Source organism: Algibacter sp. (assembly GCF_049667265.1).
Classification (GTDB): domain Bacteria; phylum Bacteroidota; class Bacteroidia; order Flavobacteriales; family Flavobacteriaceae; genus Algibacter_B.
The window spans coordinates 1-4,095 of record NZ_JBATHX010000013.1; the positions used below are offsets into that span (position 1 = coordinate 1).

At 32.2% G+C, this 4,095-nt stretch carries 4 protein-coding genes; 1 reads left to right on the plus strand and 3 read right to left on the minus strand.

Going from position 1 to position 4,095, the window contains the following annotated elements:
* The coding region (locus WBN21_RS00490) for a hypothetical protein (RefSeq protein WP_424197358.1) at nucleotides 1–674 on the plus strand (674 nt) is incomplete at its 5' end.
* A gap of 82 nt (nucleotides 675–756) precedes the next feature.
* On the opposite strand, the gene WBN21_RS00495 is transcribed toward WBN21_RS00490, so the two are convergent.
* From WBN21_RS00495 to WBN21_RS00505, 3 genes are all read right to left on the minus strand, one after another.
* Nucleotides 757–1,626: an endonuclease/exonuclease/phosphatase family protein gene (locus WBN21_RS00495; protein WP_424197359.1), complete on the minus strand. Its 870-nt coding sequence runs from the start codon at nucleotides 1,624–1,626 to the stop codon at nucleotides 757–759.
* Nucleotides 1,627–1,630: 4 nt separating this feature from the next.
* Nucleotides 1,631–3,208 carry a family 16 glycosylhydrolase gene (locus WBN21_RS00500; protein WP_424197360.1) on the minus strand — a complete coding sequence of 526 codons (1,578 nt, stop codon included), beginning with the start codon at nucleotides 3,206–3,208 and terminating at the stop codon, nucleotides 1,631–1,633.
* Nucleotides 3,209–3,358: 150 nt separating this feature from the next.
* Nucleotides 3,359–4,095 (minus strand): RagB/SusD family nutrient uptake outer membrane protein (locus WBN21_RS00505; RefSeq protein WP_424197361.1); only part of this gene is annotated, 737 nt, incomplete at its 5' end.

Below are 4,095 nucleotides of genomic sequence, written 5' to 3' on the forward strand. Positions count from 1 at the left end.
TAGATAACTTAAAAAGAACACTACCCTTTTTTAGAATGGATATTCGATCGTTAATTAATTTAGCGAATACATTTAAAGCGATTAATAAAAAAGCCAAACATCTTGGGCCTTTAAATATAATTAAGCATACCATAGCTGGCATATATAATGTAAATAAAATACACGTTTACCAAACTAAACCTTCTTTTAAACAGGTAAGTTTAAATGAAAACAAAATGGTTAACAAGGATCAATATGAGCATTTAATGACATATACGAAATTTTGTCCTTGGCACACTCGAAGAGATTTACTTAAAGAAGCCTTAACCAATTTTGTTAAAGGTGAATCTCTTTTTAGTGCTACTGAAAACAATGAACTAGCTTGGTTATGTTGGCTTGCCGAATCACAAAACAATATTTCTATTAAAGGTTTTTCAAAAAAAATTGACCTTGAAACTAATGCTAATATTTTGTATGATTTTTATTGTAGGGAAAAGAATTCTTTTTGCAAATATTTAGAGACCTCCTTATCTAAAATTGAAGTTGATGACTTACCTCTGTATTTGGTTTTAAATGCTTCAAATGCAATTCCTGATGACAGATTAAGAAGTTGGGACCTTAGTTTAACAAAAACCATATCCAGACATCAAATATTATGGTTTTTTCAATTTACAAGAGTTAAAAGGCCTGCCTAAATATCGTTTTTGGAACCATCAAAAAAATACAATTATCGAGCTCTTTTGTTTTCTGAACATTAAACTCGAAAAAGCTTTTCTCCTATTTTAAAATTAATTCGGTGATTACAGGAAAATGATCAGATGGATATTTTAAATCGACCATACTAGACAAAACACCATATTTTTCAACCTCTATATTTGATTTTGAAACCATAATATAGTCAATTCTTCTAGTAACAGGTTGGCTAACATTGAAACCATTAAATGTTCCGTTTGAACCAAAATTGATTTTTGCTATTGATTTAGAATCGTTCATTTTTTGATTAAGATTTGCAATTAATTCACTATTGGGTTCCACATTAAAATCACCCATCAGAACAACGGGGAAATTTTCAGGATTTAATGTTTCAATCCTTTTTAGGATAAGTTGAATTCCTTGAGTTTGTGCTTGGGCACCAACATGATCCAAATGTGTATTAAACACCCAAAATTTCTGATTGCTTTTGATTGCTGTAAACAAACCGTAGGTGCAAATTCTCGGATAAGCGGCATCCCAACCTTTAGAAATTACGTTAGGATTTTCTGAAAGCCAAAACGTGTTTTCATTTTCAACTTTTAGTTTTTGTGCATTATAAAAAATGGCTGAATATTCACCATTATTTTCACCATTTCTTCCTATTCCAATAGCGTTATAATTTTTAAAAGCGTTTTTTAAATCAAGCATTTGATTAGGAAGTGCTTCCTGAACACCTAAAACATCTGGACCGTAAAAAAGAACCTGAGAACTTAAAAAATCTTTTCTGTATGGCCATGCGTTTTCACCATCAGATTCTGTGTCCAACCTTATATTATATGTCATAACCTTTACGCTCTGACCTTCCATTTTATCATGAATATCTGTATTTATTTCACCTTTACATTTTGTTAATAAAACAATAAAACTTAATATTAAAATGGATAAAATTCTCATGTTATTAATCTTTTTTCTGGAAAACTCGAACATAATCGATTTCCATTTTTTGCGGAAAAATTGAATCGTCAATTCCTTTTTGACCCCCAAGCATACCACCAACGGCGATATTTATTTTAAGATGAAAATCTTGATCGAAAGGCCATTCATCAGTTGTTTTATGCTCATTTTGAATATGATTATAAACGGTATCATCTAATATGAAATCCATTTTTTCAGGAGTCCATTCCAACGCAAAAACATGAAAGGAGTCATACGGATTTTCAATATATGCCTTTTTTCCCTTTTGTGTACCTTTCATATGATTATAGGCTTTTGTGTGAATGGTTCCAAATATAGAATCCGATTGAAAACCTACATGCTCCATAATATCAATTTCACCACATTCAGGCCAATGCAACTCATCTTGGTTTGCACCAAGCATCCAGAACGCGGGCCACAGACCAACACCTTTGGGTAATTTTGCTCTTATTTCGACGCGTCCGTACGTCCATTCTGCAATATTTTTAGTTGTGAGACTTGGAGCAGAATATTCAGCAAATTGCCAATTGTTTTTCCATCCTTTAGCATTTTTTGAAACAAAGGCCTCATTCTTTATTTTTTCTTTGTGGGCTTCCAGAATTAACAACCCATTCTCTACTCTGCTATTTTTTAAACTATCAACATAGTATTGCTTTTCTTCGTTTCTTATAAAACCATACTCAAAAGCCCATTTGTCGCTATCTGGTTTGCCTTTATAGTTAAACTCATCGCTCCAAACTAATTCATACCCCTTGCTAATTGGACTTTTTTTTATTCTTTCAAAAGCAAGTTCGGGTTCATCAGTAGTGATGTAATCAAAATTATTGGCTAACAACCAATCTATATCTTCAGTTTCATTGGCAGTCCAAGAATTTAAAATCAACCCATTTTCTTTGGCTTCTGAAATCCATTCTGGGCGATTTTTGAATTTGTAAGTTAAATAATCTAAACCTTTAATACCATCTTCTTTTAACTGTTTAGGAGTTTTTGAACCATCCAAATACTGTGTTTTAGCATTTGGGTCTATGTCATGTATTTTCTTAAGGATTTCATAACTAAAACTAATATAACTTAATATATAAGATTCAGCCTTTAATTCCCTAACCAATTTTATGGCATTTTCAGCCATAATTAAATTTCGTCCTTCAATTTTCGACGGTTTAATTTCACAAACCAATCCTGTGGAATCATTATTTTTTAATCCTTCGGAAATATAATCTCTTAAAGTTGGAAGTATTTCGCCGTTTGGTAATTTGTATTTTGAAAGTTGCTCATAGGTAGATTCTTCAACCTCCAGACCACTATAATCAGCATCGTGAGTAACAATTAACACATTATCGGCAGTCATTCTTACATCAAATTCAGAACCCGTACATCCCAAACTTATTGCTTTTCTTAAGGATGCAATCGAGTTTTTAGGCAAATTATCCGTTTTCCATGCGCCACGATGAGCCACCACTACATTGTTAGCAAACGTGATGTTATCATTTGAAATTGTATCGCATGAACAAAAACAAAAAAGTAAAAAAATGGCTAAGAAATTGTCTCTAAAAGAAATCATATGATTTTATAGGGTTAAAATATTAAATAAAAAGATGATTTAATTTTAGCCGAGTTATTAATAAAATTAAAACCTAAGGACAGCTAACCTGCCCTTAGATTTACAAATAAACTAAACTAAACTAAATTATGCTATTAATTAATTATAGATTTAGTAACCATCATTTTGAGGATAACTGGAGCCTAATAAATCCATATCTCTTTGTGCAATTGGCCAGTTAATAAAATGCGATTGCCAGTTTGTTCTTGGGTCTTTAGATCCTAAATTATTTGGGAAATATTCACCATCACCAGCATAACTTGTAATTTGAAAATCAATAACGCTTTGCCCCATTCTTTTTAATGTAAACCAACGTTGACCTTCAAAAGCCAATTCTCTTGCACGTTCGTCTAAAATAGTTTGCTGATTTACACTTGCAACAGGTGTTGCACCCGCTCTAGTTCTAACTGCGTTAATATATGGTAATGGATCACCTGTTGATCTCATTATAGCTTCTGCAGCTATTAAATAAGTTTCTGCCAATCTGTAAACCGTAATATTACTTCTGTTTAAATAAGAGTCTGGATTATCATCTTCTTGCGCAAATTTTATACAGCAAGGATGCATTCTTTGATAGTAAGTTGTATAGTTGCTACTTGGATTAGAAAGATCTGTTATAGGTGCATAGTTATCAACTTCCTCACCAACTCTGTCACCCGAAGTGTAGTAAAATTTCAACCTGAAATAGGTGTTATCATCACGCGTATCATTAGAATCTTCAGCTAATAAACCTAATAAATACAAGTTTGGTAATATTCTAGCAAAACCTCTTCCGCCTTGCTCAATATTTGCCTCTATCCCAGAAATATTGAAGTACTGGGCAACATAATTTGCATTCATCATAGTAG